Genomic DNA, 19,877 nt, shown 5'->3' on the forward strand with positions numbered 1-19,877 from the left:
CGGCAATTTATGGTCAACGAGGAAGAAAGCGGGCCGTCTCTTTGAGACTCTAAACTTTGTCGTCACTATAGCCACGGGTTGAAACCGCGTGGCTACACTCGGCTATCCCTTCGGGATATTGGTTGGGGAAAAACTCTTATCCAAACACGAACTCGTCCGACCACTGAAGGGGGAAGATAGTTTGTACCAGCGGTACATTCTAAAAGGGAAAGCAGGATAAACAACCAAGAAGTGGTCCGACGAATAGAGGGGCTAAGCAGGTTGGAAATGGGTTGAAATGAGGTTCTTGCTCGCATTGAATCGTCGGACGAGGAGTGGGTGGTGGAAGGAATTTTGATTGGTTATTTATCTGGGCCTTGTGGAAATTTGGGTGATTTCACTCGTCGGACGATGTACTGGGCTATTCAGACCACTGAAATAGCAAGATGGTGACTATGAGAATGGGAATTAGTCAAGAAAATCATAGTTCAAAAGAAGAGAACCGTTCCTAAGCGAAATATTGGATGAAGAAGGAATAATGGAATGTTGCGGCTTAGAATTGATTCCGTTATCAGCGGCTATTGTTGTATATTTTGCCTCAAAATCGTAACTAATTCTATCCCTCCCATGCGTTTCAATAAGTTTACCTCTTTCCTACTTCTTCCGGTCCTGCTGCTTTCTTGTGCTCAGAAAGAGTCTCCCTCGCAAACGGAAACCGCGATCACGGCTTCTGATGTGGAAAAGCACATCACTTTCTTGGCGGCCGATGCCATGAAGGGCCGGGAAACGGGTACAGCTGAGGAAGCAAAGGCTGCGAATTATATCGCGGATCATTTCCGTTCTTTTGGCCTCGATCCTGCCGGCGAGGATAACACGTATTTTCAGGAGTTCACCGTGAATATGGCGGTGCTGGAAAACCCTCATGCTTCGGGTGCAGATTCTTCAGCAGAAAAAAGACTTTCAAAGAATGTGGCGGCTTTGCTTCAGGGAACGGGAGATTCAGAGGAGCTGATCATCATTGGGGCGCATTACGACCATTTGGGGATGGGGAATTTCGGATCGCTGAGCAGCAATGGAGAACCTTCTATCCATAACGGCGCCGATGATAATGCATCGGGCACCACCGGTTTGCTGGAGCTGGCGGAGTATTTTTCTGAAAACCGTCCTCAAACCGATTTGCTGTTCCTGGCTTTTTCGGGAGAGGAAATGGGTTTGCTGGGCTCCCAGCATTTTGTGGAGAATCCTACGGTAGATTTAGATCAGGCACTGGCCATGATCAACATGGATATGATCGGCCGAATGAATAACAACCGCGCCATGATCTTTGGCGTGGCTACCACCGATGCCTGGGAAAGCATTCTTACCGATGCCAACACTGATTCCTTAGACCTCGACCTGGTACCGGATGGAACCGGAGCGAGCGACCACACCAGTTTTTATTATACCGACCTTCCGGTGCTGCATTATTTCACAGATACTCATGCCGATTATCATCGTCCTTCGGATGATACGGAATGGATCAATGCGGATGGCGAAGCCCGGTTGTTGCAGCATGTGGCACGGGTCATCGAGCAGCTGGATGCTATGGATAAAGACGAACTCGCCTTCACCGAAGCTCCGGGTCAACAACGGCAGTCCATGAGTATGGACGGACCTACCCTGGGGGTACTCCCCGATTATGGCTATGACGGCGACGGCTTTCGTATCACGGGCGTGAGTGATGGAGGTCCGGCCAAGGCAGGCGGACTGGAGGGCGGCGATGTCATCATCAAGATCGGCGACATGGAGGTTGAAGATATTTATGCCTATATGGGCGCACTCAACGAGCTGGAAAAAGGTCAGTCGGTGGAAGTGACGGTGATCCGCGATGGGCAAGAAATGGTGTTCGAGCTGGATCTGTAGGATGCCTGAGGTGGTCCTCTTTGCAGATGACAACTTTTTGCTTGTAGTACTGTGATTCTCAAAACATCGCATTCACCGCTTTATTTTATTGTCACCCCGAGCGAAGTGGTGTTGGAGTAGGCTGAAGCCGTATTCCGCGAGGGGTCTCAAAGCCTACATAGGTGAGAGGTATTATATGATGAGATCCCTCGTGTTAAGCAAGTTTTGTCGATAAAAGCATCCACGCACTCGGGATGACAACCAAGGAGTTTGATTTCGAACTCAGGCTAATTCAGCTTCATATCGGCCTGGGAAGAACTAAAGGCTACGTCTTCATCGAATTTTTGGTTGCCAAAGGTTTCTTCCATCTCCGCCCGTAATTTTTGAATGGTGAGTCCGCTGGTTAGCGAACCGTTTCGGGCAACGGAAATACGTCCGGTCTCCTCAGATACCACGATCACAAATACATTGTTGGATTCACTGATACCCACTGCTGCACGGTGACGGGTTCCAAACGAAGAAGAAATGTTCGGATTCTGAGAAATGGGCAAATAACAGCTGGCGGCCACAATACGATTTCCGCGTATCACCACGGCACCGTCATGCAACGGTGTTTCTTTTTTAAAGATGGTAACCAACAGCTCACTTCTGATCTCCGCATCAATGTTGATCCCGGCATCCACCAGGTCTTGCAGGGAAGAAGTCCGCGCGAACACGATCAGTGCACCGATCTTATTCTTGGACATTTCCTTAACGGCTTCGATCACTTCATCAATGGTCCGGTCTGAATTCGAAGTCGAGAAAAAACGATCGAGGCTGGTATTGGTCCCCAGCCGATAGAGCAGTTTGCGGATCTCCGGCTGGAAAAGAATGATGAGCGCGATGATCCCCACATCCAGGATCTGACTCAGAATAGAATTTATAGTCGTGAAACCAAGCAGCCCGATCACCACGTTGATGATCACCACAAATAAGATCCCCAAAGCAGCCTGAATGGCGAATGTGCCCTTTACCCACCGATACAGGTATACCAGGACGAGCGCAATGATGAGCGTCTCGACGAAATCTTTAATTCCGAATTCGAGAAAACCAATGGGGAACAAGGCCGTCTGATTAGGTTATTGTTGAGATTGAACTGCATTGAATATACGAATTGAATCGGAAGCTTCCTTCACATCATGTACGCGCAACCATTTTGCTCCTTTCGTCAGGGCATGATAGTGAAGGGCTACGGTGCCGATCAACCGTTCGCCGGCGGGTCTGCCATCAAGGATGGCTCCGATCATAGACTTTCGGGAAGCTCCAACCAATACAGGGAAACCAAATTTTTGGAATTTATCAAGATGGGCGATCAATTTTAGGTTGTGTTCCAGCTTTTTACCGAAGCCAATACCGGGATCGAGGATCACATCTTTCACTCCTCTTTTCTGTAACTCGGTGAGCTTTCTTTCAAAAAAAGACATTAGATCGTCTACCACATCATCGTAATGTGGATCTTTTTGCATGGTCTTGGGGTCGCCCTGCGAGTGCATAAGGATATAGGCGGCTTCATGCTGCGCGCAAAGGTCAGCCAGTGCCGGATCTTTCAATCCGCTTACATCATTCACAATACCGGCCCCAAGTGATAGCGCATGTTCGGCTACGATGGGCTTGGTGGTATCAATAGAAAAGCGTGCCTTTTTGAACGTCGGGATAGCCTTTTCAAGAAACGGTATCACCCGAACCAGCTCTTCTTCTACCGATACCGGATCGGAGCCGGGACGAGTGGATTCGCCCCCCACATCGATCACATCCGCCCCATTCTTGATCATGATATGGGTACGGTCCATAGCCCGGTTCAGGTCGGTATAAATGCCCCCATCGCTGAACGAATCGGGCGTAACATTCAAGATCCCCATGAGAACAGGGGATTTCGAAGAACCCGATTGTGTGGACGTTTCAGACAATGTGTGCTATAGAACTATGGAGATTGGTGTAATTCCGGTGTAAATCAAGAAAACAGAAATAATACCCTGATCAAAAAAACAGTTACCAGCTTTCTACCAGCTGATCTCGTTTATCTTCTTTGGAAGCCCAGTCATCTGCATCAGGCAGCGCATCTTGTGTTTCATTGATGATACGATCTTCCCAAGCTTCGGAAAGCCGCTCGTTCAAGTCGATGTAATCTTCCCATTTTTCAGGTACTTCATCATCCGGATAGATGGCTTCAACAGGACATTCGGAAACGCAGGCATCGCAATCAATGCATTCCATCGGGTCGATCACGAGAAAATTTGGACCTTCCCGGAAGGCATCAACCGGACATACGGCTGCACAGTTGGTGTATTTACATTGAATGCAGGGCTCAGTAACAACGTAAGGCATATGATAAATTGGTTAGGGTTACAAAATGAGTGAGTTTTGCAAAACGGAATATCCCCTCACTTTAGGACAGATGCAATCTTAATAACGGCTTGAAAGCGGTTTTTATGGATTTATTTTGATCTATGATCCTATTCGGACGCTCGCAAAATTTGATCTGTAACATTAATTCCTTTGTAATCCTTCCTGAGTATTGGATATTGGAGTAAACGGCACAGCCCCGGTTAACACCCTCCGCCTGCGTTCGCATTCGCTCTCTCCGGCACCTCCCTCAAGGGAGGACTTTTTTCCCTTTGCTTGTTTTTAACGTCCAAACCTAACCGATCAGGAACCTTGAATTACTAAAGAAAAGTCTCCCCTGGAGAGGAGATCAATTCAAAAAAGCCGTTCCTTTTTTTGAATTTCGTGGTGTGTTGTCGCCAGGGGAAGGGACGTTCTTTAGTTCCCTTTCAGCATCACCTTAACGCTGTCGAGATCCCCGTCTGTTTTGGCGGGCTGAACCTGAAGGAGATGAGCCATCATGGAATAGAGGTGTATGTTTTCGATGGGCCTCATCTTATAGCCGGACTTGAAATCAGGGCCCTTTGCTACAAATAACGCGTGCATCTCCGGAGCCTGATTATCAAACCCGTGCGCTCCGCCGGAGGGGTATCCTTCGCGCCGATCAAAATATTCGCGGGCGTTGATGGTGTAACCGACATCTGCTACCATCAAAATTTCCGGCACTCTTGGGTGACCCTTCAAATGGAACCGTTCCGGAATGTCTTCTTTCTTGTAAACTTTAAAATGTTCTTCATTAGCTTTGAGGGAACTATATACTTCATCCAGTTTTCCCTCTTTCACATTCATCATCACCGACGGACTGTATTCGATCATCTCCACATCTTCGGGGTTGATCATCTCGTCCAGCACTACAATGCGCTCTCTCGATACATCCGCCATGCCATGGTCGGATACGATCATCAGGTTGGTGTTGTCCGACAACCCTTTGGCTTCCATTTGCTCCATAAGGTAACCTACCAAGTCATCGGCTCTTTGGATGGCTTCCTTTACTTCGGGAGCATCGGTTCCATAACGATGTCCCCGGCTATCCACAAAACTGAAATAAACCGTTCCGAGATCTACTTCTTTCTCATTTTCATAACTCAGCCATTTGATGACGGAATCAATGCGGGCGGAATCGGGCATAGAGCCATCGTAGGGTTTCCAGTGGGTGGGACGCATACCCTGAATGGGCGCTTCCGAACCCACCCAAAACATAGTGCCGGCTTTCTTGCCGTTTTTTTCCACTGTATTCCAGATCGGTTCACCCCCATACCACGCCGGGTTTTCAACCTGATCGCGGTCGCCCATAGTAAAGCGGGCATTCATGGTGGTGTCGTACATCGAATTTCCTATGAATCCGCTGTTTTCGGGATAGAGTCCCGTAGCAATGGCGTAATAATTGGGAAAGGTCTTGGAAGGAAAGATGGGGATCAAGCCCTCGCTGATCACTCCTTGCTCAACGAGCTTATCAAAATTTGGAGTGTCGGCTTTGGAAAGGTAATCGGCCCGGAATCCGTCAAAAGAAACCAACAACACTTTGTCGCCCTGTGGCTTTTCCTCTACAGAGCAGCCTAAAAGTCCTGCCCCGACAACTAAGATCAGTGCACTTTGAAGCAGGACTTTCTTTATAAGACGCATTTATTCGAAATCTGTGGTAAGCTTGTAACGGGCGATGCGGTTGTTGCCGGTGTCGGCTACGTAAACCACATCATTGTAATAAGCTACACCTTGCGGGGAATTGAACTGCTTAGGTCCGGAGCCAAGTTCACCAAACGAAACCAAAACCTGCTTGGTCTGATTTTCAGCTCCCGGAGGCGGAGGTACACCCTCTTGTCCATTTGACTGAAACTGGTATAACTTATTCTGCATGGCGTCTACAACAAAGATGTAACTGTCGTCATCGCCACCGTAGGCTATATCGGTAGGTTGCTGAAATTTGTCCGGTTCATAAAGGAAGCCATCCGCCTGGGTGGTATCCTGAGCAAGCAGCTGAGAATTTTGCTGAAAGACCAATCCATCCGGTGTTTCCACTGCGTTGATCCAAAGTACTCTGAAGGAGATCTCCTGACTTTGGTCGGCCTGGGCAATGAGAAAGCTGCGATCTTCGGTAAAGGTATCCCGCTGTGGCGGTGCAATGAAAGAAGCAATTGAACTAAGACCTACCGCACTTCTCAAGGAAGGTGTTGTAGGATTCAAGGTCCTGATCTGACGAATGTTCTCCATCTTACCGGTTCGCTCGCCATCCGAAAGGATTTCCCTGAACTCCAGTACCGTATTATCCGGAGAGGCTACCTGATTTGTTTCATTGAAGGGCCCTCTGCGGGTCACATAAAGGGTATTATCGGCCAGGGTAGTTAAGCCGGTAACCTGAACTCTTTCATAATTGATATTAGAAGACCGGTTCAATCTTGCGTTTTGGGCAGCAGAGGTACTTAAACTCGCATCGTCAAAAGGGAAGATCAGCGTATCTACAAAAGTAAGCGGACCGGTTCCATTCAGGTTCTTGATCTTATATACCGCCGGCAGGTTCCAGGTGATGTTCGGATCTACCGATTCAATCACGGTATCGATACGGGCTGAAACGTATACATTCAGCAATCGGTCCTGAGTAACTGAATTTGCTCCATTCAGCGGTATTGTGACCCGTTCGTTCAGGTCTGCGCGATCCAGCAGGTGCAGGCCTTCATTGTCGGTCACATACACAAACCGGTCGAAGCCGACATGTACATCGGTTGGTGCATCAAAACTTTCCCAAAAAGGTAATACCGGGGCGTAGCCTTCTACGTTCTCCAGTCTGGGGTCGATCTTACCTTCCTCAAAAATTTCATCGGTTGTTCCGTTGTCTTTGGAACCTAAAAGGTCATCACACCCATAGAAAAAACCCACGGATACGATGGCTGTAAGAATAATTGTTTTGTTTAAAAGATCTTTCATAAAGCTACACTTAATCCAATTCTGTGAATTCCACCTAATCTCTCATATACGGTATAACCGTAATCGGCTCTTAGTCTTTTACCTGTGAAGGGTACTTCGATTCCTGCCCCAAAACTTGGCCACACTCTTTCTTCGTTACCAAACTCATAACCTCCTCTCACAAAGAACTGTCCCATAAAGCCATATTCAGCACCTATATTTACTTGCTCTGAGTTATCACTTGGGTTCGTGATCTGTGCGGTTACCAATAACTCGTGGCTTTCATTTTCTATGATATTGTATGCTGCCGCGATGTTAAACCGGGTGGGCAAAGAAAGCTCACTTTCCGGAGTTTGCTCTACGGTACCATCTAAGGTTTCGTAGGAAACGGTTCCCTGTGCAGGAGCCTCGAAACCGAAGTTATTCAGGCTAACACCGAAACGAAGGCCGGTATCCCCAACATAGTAGAGAAATCCGAAATCGATGGCGCCGGTTTGATACGACACATCAATATACTTTTCGGTCAAATACCGAAGTGTGATCCCATAGCTGAAAAATTCCGTAATTTGGTGTGAGCCGGTTAGTCCTGCCGAAATGTGATGTGTGCTAAACGTACGGCCGGTTCCAAGCGGTTCAAATTCGGTTGTCTCCCGGATCTCTCCGGAGTTCAGATATTGAACACTTCCGCCGATGGCAAAAGCACCTAATTTGTGAATGTAACTGAGGTAATCCAGGTTGATATCCGCAACGTATTCGGTGTGATTGATCATCACATTGGAGCTTTCCAAAACGGAAGCATTGGCCGGGTTCCAGTATAAGCTGGATCCGTCGATGGCATCGGCCATATTGGAATTACCCATCGCTGCGCTTCGGGCATCAACCGAGATCTTTGCAAATTGAAACCCTTCCGTACCGGCACGGTCGTCTCCGTAAGACTGACCGAAAGCGCTCTGACTCCAGGCAAACCCTGCAAACAGAAACAGTAAACAACTTCTTTTCAATAGTTTAAAAAATGTCATAATTAAAAGTTTATTGATACTCCAAATACGATGTGTCGTTGTTCCAGGTAATTTGCTGGGTTTTCGTAAGCCGGCAGGTTGTTGTCGGTTGGATCGAGATACCTTGGGTCTCTTACATTCCCGGGTACGTCGTAACTGCGGTCATCCCTCAGGGCAATCAAAGAAGCCTGATCGGACGGATACTGCTTATAGCCTTCTCCGGTTACCGGGTTGATGATCACCGAGCTCTTGTTGTTGAGCAGGTTCGTGACTTCCAGGAAGGCCGCGATCCGCGTTTCGTTCACTTCAAACCATTTTCTTAGGTTGAAATCCATAAAGAACCAGGCCGGGCCAACTTCACTGTAGCGAGCCGCAGGGTCGGTTTCAATTTCATAGATCGGACGCCAGTTTCTGACTCCGGTCACCGGATTTCTTTCATACCCTACGAAGTTATAGGGCGTATAACGCTGTCCGCTTCTCCATACAGCAGACAAGAACATTTGAAATTGATTCAATGGCTTCAGCCCAAATAATGGCTCATCGCGATCATACGTAAACCGGACATTTCCCTTGATATCGAACGGACGATCCCAGGCCAGTGGAGTCTCAATGTTGTTCCCTACATTTTGACGGGCATTGATGGCATTCAGGTTGTCATCATTCGTAGAGCTCAAACCTTCAGCCCGGGAATAGGTGAACGACAACTGACCTTGTAAGAGGTCTTTGTAGCGTTTGATATAGCTGACCTCCACTCCTCGTGAACGGGCATAATCTCCGTTGATGCGAAATGCCTTGGTGGTTGGGCGGCCATCGATGTCATTCACCGTAATAAGTTCGGAGGTTACAAAGTCGTATTTATCTCTCCAGAAAGCTGAGATGTTAAGCACATCATTGGCCGTAAACTGATTTCGAAAACCGATCTCGTACGACACATCGATCTCACGATTCAGGTTTGGGTTCCCCAGGTTTGGGAGATCTGACTGATCCTGATAAAATGGATCCAGTCCGGCATACACAAAACGTGGGTGAGGAATTCGGGCAGAGTGTCCATAGTTAAAGAACAGCACCTGATTTTCCCTTACCGGGAAGGAAACATTTACTTTTGGCAAAAAGATGAATTTGAACCGTTTTCCAAAAATTTCCGTGGTTTCATCTAAATAGTCCTGGGCAATAAACTGCGGGATGGTAGAATACACATTGGGATCCAGGGCTTCCTGAACACGTTCGTCCAGGTAGGAACCGGGCGCCCAATATTCAAAACGCCCCCCGATATTAGCGATCAAACCGTTGTAACGAATCTTGTCCGTAAGGTAGAAAGCACCACGAAGCGGTTTTACTCTCCAGGCATCAAAGCTTTCTCCTACTCGGAAGGTTTCTGAAACCGTATTTTCATCAATCCGGATAGGGGCACCTATCCACGGACGAGTGATGTCGATCCATTGGTAGTCATTGAATTTCATTTCAAAGCCAAACACCAGCTGATTATCACGCTCATTGAAATACTTGGTGAGGCTGGATTTCAGCGTCAGTTCTTCGGCGAAGTGATCGTGCCAAAGTGTTGCTATACCGCCGTTGTTAACATAACCCGGCCCGGCAAGAACGTAGGTGAAGTCATCGGTTCCCTCAAACTCCTCAGCGGGATAGGTATTGATACTTCCGGGATCAAATTCTCCGTCCACGTTTTCAGGCCGCCAGTCGCGTCCATTGGCATCGGCTCTCAAACGCGTGAACAAGCGGCTGGCCTGAACTTCGTAAAAAGCGGTCTGACTAATGGTATGGGTCCATTTAAGATAGGAGAGGTTACTATCGTGCGTGTAGGTATTGGCGTTATCCAGAAATCCGTTTGAGAAGGCAAACTGAAAACCGGGTTGGATCTGCGTGTCGGCCCCGGTGATCTGCAGCATTCGGGTATTTTGGTTGATCGTTAAAGAACGCTGATACGCTCCCTGTAACCTCATTCCGGGCTTGATGTTGTAGGTCAGTTTCATCATCCCATTCCAGCGATTCCCCTGCCGTGGCGACCAGAAATCATCACCTACAATAGACGATCGAATTTGATCGGCAGAAAGCTTGGTGTAGCCGTCTGCCAGAGAAACCTGTCCGGTTGCAAAGAAGTAGATATCTCCGGGCAGATTCACGTTGGCCAGTGGCAGGAGCTTCTGTGTGATCGGCTCAGGACCTCCAAGACTGAACTCATAAATGTCTTCGTAGAAGTTGGCCTGATTGGACATCACATTCGAGCCGAAGTTGTCTCTTTTGTGGCTGAAGCTACCTTCATAGCGTTCGCCACCATCACGGGTATTCACTGAAACAACACCGGATGTCACATCTCCGTATTCGGCACCCACACCACCGGTAATTACCTCTACATTACTGAAAGAGTTGGATCCAAGGTCAAGCCCAAAACCGGTACCGGCCAGGGGATCCTGAGCAGAGACACCGTCAACTACATAGCCGGTTTCGTATGCCCGCCCTCCTTTGATGTACAAACCGGTTGGGTCTTTCACAACCCCGGATTGCAAGGCTACCGCATCCTCTACTCTCTGGATGGGAGCGGCTTCAATATCGGAACGGGAGATGGTAGCTGATGTTGAAGATTTTTCCACATCAAAGATCGGGGCCTCCCCAACGATAACCACTTCTTCTTCAGAACTTAATACCTGCTCTCTGAGTGCATAATTCAGTTCCGTGGTTTCTCCGGCTTCTACTCTGATTCCGGTAAGCAATACCGTTTCAAAACCTACATACGTGATCTCAACGTTATACTCGCCCGGGCGGATATTGCGAATGGTATATTCTCCATCGAGATTTGTAGCCGAACCAAAGGAGGTACCAACGATCCGAACATTCACACCGATCAGTACTTCTTCGGTCTCATCGGCCGTAATGGTACCGGAGATGGCCCCGGTATTAGATTGTGCGTAAAGCGGGGTACTCCCTAAAAGAAAGAATAGTATATATAAATGGATTTTTCTCATAGTAACCTCAGTTGCTAAATCCTAACCTTTGGACACAGACATATTCAATGAAGTCTGCTAAATTATCATTTCCGCCGAGTGTGGTCAGATCAATTCCAAAATAGATCAAGTTACCCTCCGGGTTTTCGATGCCAACTCCTTCAAAACGGTCATAATCTGTAATATTACCGGTAACCGTTGTAGCTTTGAAATCTGTTTCATAGAGGAGTGTTGCTCCCGGAGCCGGCTTCAACGGATAGATGGCTATTTGTCGGGATTCTGTGAGTAATACGGGACCTGCCGGACCTTTCACTTCAGTATCCCCGTTTATGACAAATCCATTTTCTAAACCACCGGGAGGGAAGTATCCAATGGAATCAACCGGGAGGAAATTGAAGATCTCGGACTGTGGAGTAAGTGCCGGGTATGACACCATTGGAATATTAACGAATATAGTTCCGCCGTTTTCCAGGAATTCCGTTGTTATATCCAAAGCATGGACAATGTTTCTTTGGATGCTATTGGAAACCCAATAAATATGATCCCATTTGGCCAGTGTTTTCCGAAGGGTTGGATCTACAACAGTTGGGAACTGATCAGACAGCTCAATGGTACCCAGCGCTGGTTCTCCGGTATTGATCGTCCACAGGTCGGGATCTATTCCCAACTCATTCAGATACGAAATGTGTTCTTGCTGTTGCTCTATGGACGTGTTGGTGTCAATATCATTCAGGAAGAGAACCTTAGAACGCTGAGGTTTCACGAACCAACTAACGGTGTCAACCTTACTTACTGCACCGGCAGCATCAATAGAGCGGACATATGCCGTATTCTGAGCTCCAACTTCAATTCCGGAGATCTGGATCGGGTTTCCGGCGTCATCAACACCCGTACTGTAAGAACGCCCGAAATAGACATCCGCTGTTTTAATACCGGTCGTACTGTTATCAACCTCCAGGGAAATAAAAACACGCCCTTCGTTTTCTGCCGTAATCGGGATGTCAGTCCACCCATTTATGGTATCATTGATGGCGATCTCTGTAGACCGAATGTTCAATAAACCATCCGGATCATCATATTCCCAGCCAAAGCTACTGATCGCAAATAAAGAATCCGGCGGCGTTTCGGTCTCAATAAAAGAAACCGTAGGAGATGAATTCACGATCGGATAGATCAATCGCGCTCCTATAGGATCTTTAGCTCCTTCATTATCAACAGCGCGCACTTTGAAAAGCACGTCATCTTCTCTTTGACCTTCCGTGATAGGCAAAATAAAAGTACTGTCAGCCCTTCTGGTAAAGGTCCAGGCATCTTCACTGGTGTCGTTGATCGCATATTCATAGCCGACCACATACCCATCCGGGTCATTCCCCCACCAGGAAATTTGGATCTGACTGGATAGCCTGAAATCATCCCCGCGATTGATCTTCTCAATGGTCATGTTGGTAGAAGGGGGAAGGTTTTCAGTTTTTGAACCCGTTAAGCCGGTGTCGCATCCGCTGAGAATGAGAGCGCCGCCTAACAGGAGTAAGAGTGAAAATGCTGTATACCTATACATCTGGCTAATTTTAGTGAAAAATAGGAATGAGGAGTATTCCATCCTCATTCCAGTGTCTTAAGTAATTCGTTTTTTATTTGATCAACATCATTTTCTTGATGCTCTCGAATGAACCGGCTTCAATGCGGTAGATGTACATACCACTTGCCAGTCTGGAAGCATCAAATGCTGCTGTATGTCTACCCGCATTCATTCTTTCATTTACCAGTGTCGCTACTTTTCTACCCAGCATGTCGTACACGTTCAGTGTAACGTTAGCTGCATAAGGCAGATCGAAGTTAATGTTGGTAGTTGGGTTGAATGGGTTCGGATAGTTTTGCTTCAGGTCAAATGTTTTTGGAAGACCTGTGACCGACTCATTAGAAGTCAGATTTCCTCTTTCTAAGGTCAGGCTGTAATACAGTGGTGAGAAGGTGTTGGTAGCCGGCTCATAGTCTTCAGCTACTGCGATCGTATCCACACCGTCACTCACGCGTACATTCCAAACAAAGTCGGCACTTTCACCTACTTCCAGTCCGGCAGATGCCAACAGGTCATCTACAGTATCAAAAGGAAGAGTCACTGAGCTTGCAGAAGCATCATCGTTAGATGGAACGGTAACAACTACACTTGAAGTGTCGGCAGAATAAAGTACCCATTCGTAGGTCACCTCATTGCCGTCAAAGTCAGTAGTGGCTTCCCAGGTCACATCAACATCGCCGGTTACAGTAACCATTGCTTCGTCAGCCGGAGTCTCCAGGTCAAAGCCGGTGTTTGGCAAGGTCCAGTCGTCAGCAACCACATCATCAAGACTTCTCATGATCATCTTAGGATTGCCAAATGAATAGTGCAGGATACCGGTGAATGATTCCAGTACGGCACCTACTTTAACATGCTCATTCAGGTTAGCACCATAAGTAGTACTTCCGAAGTTCACGTTGTCATCTACGCGAAGGCCTTCACCTGCTTCCAGGGTATCGGCAGCTCCGCCACCTTGACGGGAACCAATTTCCCACTCGCCGAAGTCGCTTGAACCATCAGCCTGATTTGTTGTTACTTTCACATCGGCAAAGGTCAGAAATACGGCTTCGTACTTCTCATAAGCACCGGCAGAACCGTTTACATCCTGAGTAAGTACTGAAACAGCAAGATCCTCAACATTGGCATTTGGAGTGCTCAACACTTCAAAATCGCCCAATGTAACAGAAGTTACACCAAATGTCTCAGCTACAGTCAGTGAAGAAATACTCACTTGATCGCCGATCATCAGACTTTCAGTATTGTCATCGATCTCTACATACACACCAGACCATGCAGCTGCAGTATCCTGAATAGTGATAAAACCACTTTCACCGGCACTTGCAACTACCGTAGCTGTAATGTCTACCGGTAATTCACCGGAACCGGCCAGAGGGCTGTCACCCGGCATACCATCAGCTGTTTCCTGTAAAAGAGAAATAGCAGAGATAGGCTCATCGGTTACAAAGAAGCTGTATCCACCTGAAAGTGGAGCTCTTCCGGTCAAACCATTGTCATCTGCTGCAGAAATATAGAATGAAACCGGAGTGAAGTTTTCAAAAGTAGGCAGTGTAGCTTCGTACGTGATTCCGGAAGTGTTCGTCATATCAATAGTGATAGACGTATCCGGGGTGCTGTAGGTTAAGGTAACACCGGTTACGGTAGCACCTTCAACACCTTCGGCATTGGCTGTTACGGTTACAGCATCCGAAGAAGTTACTGCAGAGTCGGAAAGAGCTACATTTGAAACCACCGGAGGCAGTCCGTTAACCACTAAGTCATTTGGCCAAGAAAATTCTTGCCCACCGTATACTTCGCCATCAACAAAACGAGTGTCATTGTTCCAAAGCACACCGTCTTCCATTGGGTTAATGCTGAATGCACCATTTCCATCAGGAACCAATCCATCCGGATCATCACCTACATAGTTGATGAAACCACTAATATCTACATTCGCTCCGGGAGCAGGTGCAGCAAATGGCCCGTCTTCACCGGTCAGGCGACGATAGTTATAGCTTGGCAAATAACCATTGGCGCGGTCATTTCGATATCTTAAAGAGGTGTCGTAGATATAGATCCTTGCACCATCTTTATTTACGGCCCAATCAATTCGGTCATCGCCACCAACGTTACTTACAGTAGCAGAGGTAAGCTTAACATAAGCGCCATTATACTTGTTATAGTTAGAGAATCTCATGGCCAACTCTCCATCAGTGAAGCTGTTGATGTCATCCAGGCTTACTTCCCATGGATCTAAAAGACCTGCAAATTGAGTGTAGTCTTGATTTACATTACCAAGAAGACTCACAGATTCCACATCAACCTGAGCAGTACCACCAAAGAAGCCTAAACGTGCCTCAAAAGTAACAACATCACCTCGGGTAAACTGATCAATGGTTTGATAGTCGCTTTCCACGATCTGGATCGACATACCATGACGGCCCTGAGAGGCAGCACTTGTATCGGTTACAAACACGTGAATTCGGCCGATGTCATCAAATGTACCATCATTATCGGTGTCATTCGGTGTTGCAAGACCGGAACTTTTCGGGAATGAAGTAATTACAGCAGTAAAAGTAACCAGGCTATCGGTTAGCGGATGCGCTTCAATAGCTGCTTCAGAAAATTCGGATACCCCTTGGTATGTATTCAGGTCGCGGATGGTAATTGGAGCGCCATACTCTCTGTGTGCTCCCAAGCCGCCAAAATCATTTTCAGGATATACGATCCATTCAGAAGTAGCATCGTCTGTCCCGAAGGAACCGAGCGTATCTACATTTCCGGCATGAATAGAAGGCTTACGCACCAATGTATGCCCGGAAGTTGCCGCTGCAGAATCGCCTACTGTCCAACCAGAACCCGGATCGTCGTTTGGATTGCCAAACACATCTAATAAAGTAGTATCTCCATCAGCGATATAAAGAATTGCTCTGGCATCATCACCATTGTGATGAGTTACACTTGGATATCCCAAAACTTCATCAGCAAAGCTGGTGTTGTAAAGAGAAGAGCTTACCTGATCAGTAGTGATCACATAGGTACCATATGCCGGGATAGTAGCATCTGTTGGAAATGTATGATAGTACTCCCAACCTCCACCGTTTACAGACTGAGCAATTTGGTAATTGTTCAGGTTTACCGGCATATCGGTAGGATTATAAATTTCCAGGGCCTTGTTATTACTCGAACCTTCAATATACTCCGAGAAAAACAAATTGCTTTGTGCATTTACTGCACCATAACTAAAGAGAAAGGTAAGTACGAATAAAAGTACTCCTCTCACTCCTTTTTTTGTAGCATTGTTAATCATGATTTATCCTCTGTTTGTCTATGGTTATTTGATAATGAGAATTTTACCTGTTTGTACCTCTCCTGTATTCGAATCTTTAACGGAGTACAGGTATAACCCCGTTGATAAGATCTGATTTGCTTCGGATTGTAAGTCCCAGGCATGCTCCCCTCCGGACATCACTCTGGGGTCATCGCTGAAGCTGTCAAACCAAGCGATGTCGCCGTTGTAGGTGGCTGAATTATGGTCTAATTCGGCAACGATGTCACCCGCTACCGTATAGATCCTGATCTCTGCCTCAGAGGGTAAATTGTAAAAGTATAATTTCCTTGTGTCTTCCGTAGTGCCATCCCAGGCCGCACCAATTCGATACGGATTTGGATATACGCCCACCTGGTATTCCTGCTCATCACTGCCAAAGTTCTCATTTACCGGAGTACCGGGAAAGATGCTGACAGCGTTTGAACTTGTTGAACTTTCCAGGCTCCCGATATCAAAAGTTTCGCTTCCGCCGTCAAATGCTGTCACTGAGATCTGATATTGCCAGCCACTCAAGAGGCCATCCAGTTCGTATCGGTACCAATATTCGGTGTCGTCTCCTTCAAACGTAACCGGCTCGTCCAGTGCTACTTCTTCAAAGCCCGTGTCAAAAGCGATCTGGTTATCCGGAATGTCGTACTCCCGGATCAGCCGCGGATCCGTGCCGGGACCATCGCCCAGCTGAGAACTGTAAATTCGGTATCCCTCAAAATCCTGCTCACCCGAAACCCGGTCTACAGAAGCCTCAGCAGTTTTATCCCAATAGATATTGGCACGACCTTCTTCCAGCTGCACTCTCACTTTAGGATTATCGGGAGGGGTGGGGAATAAGTACCGGGTTAATTTTCCATCTCCGTCTGTGTCTTCACCGGGATCGAGGACACCATTGTTGTTTCGGTCTTCTCCCTGAAACACGCTGTTGGCAGAATTGATGGTCTGAACCAAATTGGCTCTGGACTCTTCATTATCAATTTCTTTTATGCTTTGAATAGTGCCCTGGAATTCATCCGGTTTGCGGGCCGCCGAATACACAAAATACACCGTCAGGGTCTCACCGGGCTCCACTCTGGGAAAGGGACCCATCGAAAGAAAAGAAATATAGTTACCTGCACCATCCTGTCCATCCGTCCTGAGTGCTTCTCGATAAGTTTCCCCTTGTGCGTTGGTAGAATCAATAGGAAACTTTTCAGCCATGCGCGTGTAGCGGTCAAGGTCATTGGCTGGAGCATTGAAAACCCCGGTTCCTGCACTAAACAGCCAATAACTCGGACCCACCTGAGGTACACCCAAATTTTGCTGCTCTAAATATTCTTTATTTTTGGGGTGATAAAACTCGCCACGGTATTCCGCTCCGATCAGCGTGATGGCACCGTAGGTATTAATGGCCGGCTCTCCTGCAGGCGACCCGGCGTCAAAAGCATAGGTGGTGTAAAGCGAATCCAGGTAACCGATCCCGTTTTTATTGAAAAAGGCTCCTCCGGTTTCATTGGTGGTCAAATCGCGAACTACCAGGTCGGCATACATCCCAACAAATACACTATCCCAGGTCGCCTCACCTGCATATTGAGCACTGTTGTTGGTGATCTCATATTTCAGGATAGAAAAATTTTCTGTGAACGGAAATCCCCAGTTGTAACTCTCCAGCCTCACATCAGCATATAAAGGAGTATCGTGCCCATTGATCGGTGTACCCTGAATATCTCTACGCCGGTCGGTGAATTCCGTAATTATATCCTCTTCAGCTACAGATTGGGCGGAGAAAAACTCATCATCCGGGTTACTGCTTCTTCTCAAAACAATGTTATCGGCTGTAAACTCAAAACCGGCACTTCCCCTGCTATATCCTCCGGAAGTAGTCACCGAGGAGGTAGAAACACGCAATTGGGAATTATTGTAAAGGGCTCCGATCCAAATACCGGCCTCAAACAAGTGTTCAATTTGGGAGGTCTTTGGGTAGCGCATACTGAAACCACCCTCAGGGTTGTTTCGAACATCAGGCTTCCCAATGGTCCCATAATTAGTTAGTGATAATCCAATGGTTCCCACATTGGTTTCAGCTCTTTCGAAGGAAGGCTGAGCGTGAAGGTTTACAGCTAACAAGAAAAGGAGTAGAAGTCCTAATCCCTTTTGAAAAATTCTCATATAGATTACTAACGGGGTTTAATGGGGCCAGCAAAGATAGTGATTCTTAAAAAGAACTTTTGAGGATCGTACACCATTTAACACTAACTTAATGTGGCTCTCCAGTCATAAACGTTTTATAAAAATGTGCTAATACCTCTTGGCTGATCTTTAAATAAAAGAGGACTACAATGATAGCAAAAATCAGTTGCAATCTGAAAGCCCCAAATCGTTGATATTTCCGAGCGGAGGTAACAACATTCTTATCCAGAATGGAAAATTGTGCGTGATCCTTTAATCGGGTTACGATCTCCTGATCTTCCATCACCAACAGTTTTTCATCGAACCTGCCTGCTCTTTGAAAAAGCGCTTTTTTCACAAATAAACTCTGATCCCCGAAGCGAAAAGCATCCACATCAAAACGGGTAAACCAACTGTAAAACCTAAGCGCCGGATGAGGGTCATCAAAGGCAAGACGAAAACAGCCGGCCTCAGCTCCACGTTTCAGCGCTTCCTCAATATCTGCCGGAAAAGTAGCCGGAGGATAGGTATCTGCATGCAAGAAATAGAGGAGTTCACCGGCCGACTTTTCTGCCCCGTAATTCATCTGACTGGCACGGCCTTTTTCCGGAGCTTTTAGAACCATCGCTCCCGCCTTTTCTGCCTCTTCCTTTGTTCCGTCAGTACTCCCCCCGTCTACAAGCAGGATCTCTGCCCGGCCCTCACTGCTATGCTTCTTTAAGTAGGTGACTAATCCTCCGATCTGACCCTCTTCGTTATAAGCAGGAATGATGATGCTGATCATATCTTTGCCTTATTTTGCTTCCAGTCGTCGAGGGTATCCACGTCATTCAATGTTCTCAACAAATGAACAGATCCTTCCACGCTCTTGATCTTGTTCAGGGTTTCCCGAAATACCGAATCTGTACTCCAATTGACTTCTTTGAAGAGCGCAGGGTGATAACTGCACATCCCAAGCAAATAATAGCCTCCGTCCTCGGCAGGCCCGATCACAAATTCCGATCTTTCTAATGCATTAAAAGCTTCTCTGATGATATCTGATGAAAGTTCCGCACAATCGCTTCCAATGATCACCACTTTGTTATACCCGTTTCTGAACGATTCATCAAACGCGTGCGACATCCGCTCACCAAGATCCTTTCCTTTTTGCACCCTTTTTGTGAAAAGGTCTTTACTCCAAATATCTTTTTCCGGAATGAACCGGGAGTACCACACTTCCTTTTGCAACTTCAGCGGCACAGTGATACTGACGGTATGCATCAATAATTTTTTATAGACCTTCAGCGCCTCCTCATCACCAACCGATGCCGCCAATCGCGTTTTCACCTTACCGGCTTCTTCGTTTTTTACAAATATGAGCAGTTTATTTCTTTGCATTTGATTTCGTCCGTTCCGGTTTCACTACCAAAAACGGCTCAGCGAGCCGCTTCAAATTGCTTTCATTACCTTAATCTAACATAAATCTAACATAGCCTGACCAGCCTTAAGCCACAATAAGCTTTGAGTCAAACAGACAACGCTCCAACTTTCAGCGTTCCCTTTTGACATTTGTTGCCATTCAGCGAGTCTTTCTATCCGCTAAAAACAGCAAGAATTCGTCTGACGAATTAAACAACCTGACTTTCCATCAGGCCCGGATAAATGAAAAAACACAAGTTTCTCAAAGGCCCAAAAACTCGTCCGACGATTGAACCCTGCAAGGACCTACATTTCCACAC

13 protein-coding genes are annotated in these 19,877 nt (G+C 46.9%); 1 reads left to right on the forward strand and 12 read right to left on the reverse strand.

All coding sequences use genetic code 11. The annotated features are described in order from the left end of the window. Window positions 1-606 precede the first annotated feature (606 nt). A complete protein-coding gene (locus B151_RS0116975) occupies window positions 607-1,881 on the forward strand; it encodes a M28 family peptidase (RefSeq protein ID WP_020404840.1) in 1,275 nt (424 codons plus the stop codon). Window positions 1,882-2,147: 266 nt separating this feature from the next. On the opposite strand, the gene cdaA is transcribed toward B151_RS0116975, so the two are convergent. From cdaA to B151_RS0117040, 12 genes are all read right to left on the reverse strand, one after another. Then, window positions 2,148-2,963, reverse strand: a complete 816-nt coding sequence (gene cdaA / locus B151_RS0116980) for a diadenylate cyclase CdaA (RefSeq protein ID WP_020404841.1) — start codon at window positions 2,961-2,963, stop codon at window positions 2,148-2,150. Between the two features lie 15 nt (window positions 2,964-2,978). After that, window positions 2,979-3,758 carry a dihydropteroate synthase gene (gene folP, locus B151_RS0116985; protein WP_020404842.1) on the reverse strand — a complete coding sequence of 260 codons (780 nt, stop codon included), beginning with the start codon at window positions 3,756-3,758 and terminating at the stop codon, window positions 2,979-2,981. A 130-nt stretch (window positions 3,759-3,888) separates the two neighbouring features. Beyond that, window positions 3,889-4,224 (reverse strand): ferredoxin FdxA, encoded by a 336-nt coding sequence (gene fdxA, locus B151_RS0116990; RefSeq protein WP_020404843.1) that lies wholly within the window; start codon window positions 4,222-4,224, stop codon window positions 3,889-3,891. Between the two features lie 435 nt (window positions 4,225-4,659). Continuing rightward, window positions 4,660-5,904, reverse strand: coding sequence for an alkaline phosphatase family protein (locus B151_RS0116995; protein WP_020404844.1), 1,245 nt, complete (start codon window positions 5,902-5,904; stop codon window positions 4,660-4,662). Further along, entirely contained in the window at window positions 5,905-7,200 is a 1,296-nt protein-coding gene (locus B151_RS20300; RefSeq protein ID WP_020404845.1) for an NHL repeat-containing protein, read from the reverse strand. It abuts the gene before it with no gap. Then, window positions 7,197-8,198 carry a PorV/PorQ family protein gene (locus B151_RS0117005; RefSeq protein ID WP_020404846.1) on the reverse strand — a complete coding sequence of 334 codons (1,002 nt, stop codon included), beginning with the start codon at window positions 8,196-8,198 and terminating at the stop codon, window positions 7,197-7,199. The genes B151_RS20300 and B151_RS0117005 overlap by 4 nt, the downstream gene beginning before the upstream one ends. Window positions 8,199-8,200: 2 nt before the next feature. Then, window positions 8,201-11,155: a TonB-dependent receptor gene (locus tag B151_RS0117010; protein ID WP_020404847.1), complete on the reverse strand. Its 2,955-nt coding sequence runs from the start codon at window positions 11,153-11,155 to the stop codon at window positions 8,201-8,203. Between the two features lie 7 nt (window positions 11,156-11,162). Continuing rightward, window positions 11,163-12,692, reverse strand: a complete 1,530-nt coding sequence (locus B151_RS0117015; RefSeq protein ID WP_020404848.1) for a hypothetical protein — start codon at window positions 12,690-12,692, stop codon at window positions 11,163-11,165. A 73-nt stretch (window positions 12,693-12,765) separates the two neighbouring features. Further along, entirely contained in the window at window positions 12,766-15,999 is a 3,234-nt protein-coding gene (locus B151_RS19790; protein WP_020404849.1) for a T9SS type A sorting domain-containing protein, read from the reverse strand. A gap of 24 nt (window positions 16,000-16,023) precedes the next feature. Continuing rightward, a complete protein-coding gene (locus B151_RS0117030; RefSeq protein ID WP_020404850.1) occupies window positions 16,024-18,159 on the reverse strand; it encodes a hypothetical protein in 2,136 nt (711 codons plus the stop codon). Window positions 18,160-18,247: 88 nt separating this feature from the next. Next, window positions 18,248-18,943 carry a TIGR04283 family arsenosugar biosynthesis glycosyltransferase gene (locus B151_RS0117035; RefSeq protein WP_020404851.1) on the reverse strand — a complete coding sequence of 232 codons (696 nt, stop codon included), beginning with the start codon at window positions 18,941-18,943 and terminating at the stop codon, window positions 18,248-18,250. Beyond that, entirely contained in the window at window positions 18,940-19,536 is a 597-nt protein-coding gene (locus B151_RS0117040) for a TIGR04282 family arsenosugar biosynthesis glycosyltransferase (protein WP_020404852.1), read from the reverse strand. The genes B151_RS0117035 and B151_RS0117040 overlap by 4 nt, the downstream gene beginning before the upstream one ends. Between the last annotated feature and the right edge of the window lie 341 nt (window positions 19,537-19,877).

The sequence above is a fragment of the Gracilimonas tropica DSM 19535 genome (assembly GCF_000375425.1).
GTDB classification, from domain to species: domain Bacteria; phylum Bacteroidota; class Rhodothermia; order Balneolales; family Balneolaceae; genus Gracilimonas; species Gracilimonas tropica.